The following is a 315-nucleotide window of genomic DNA, read 5'->3' as shown; positions in this document are numbered from 1 at the left end:
GAAAAATCAATACCTTTATCTTCCATTATAGCTTTGTAATTATATGCTACTTGCTCTACTATAAAAAACAAGCGTAATGGTTCAATATGGAAATAGGATTGTTTAGTTTGCAATAGTGCCCAATGCAATAAATTATCTAACAAGTTATAGGCACCGTTTACAATACTACTATTGTTTTGCAGAGCTCCTTTAATAGTATTGAGGTCTTTGGTTTCAATATTATCTAGCAACTTAGTATTACTCATTTTTAAAGCATTTACCGAGGATCTTAAATCGTGACTTACAATGGAAAACAATTTATCTTTTGCGGCATTA

The 315-nt window shown here is 30.5% G+C and carries 1 pseudogene; it reads right to left on the bottom strand.

What is annotated here, in order from left to right:
- Positions 1-245, bottom strand: a pseudogene (locus tag J8281_RS19430) (histidine kinase); the annotation flags it as partial.
- Between the last annotated feature and the right edge of the window lie 70 nt (positions 246-315).

It is taken from the genome of Aquimarina sp. U1-2 (genome assembly GCF_017897595.1).
GTDB lineage: Bacteria > Bacteroidota > Bacteroidia > Flavobacteriales > Flavobacteriaceae > Aquimarina.
Note: the sequence above shows the minus strand (reverse complement) of the source record. Positions and strands in the feature narration are given on the sequence as shown.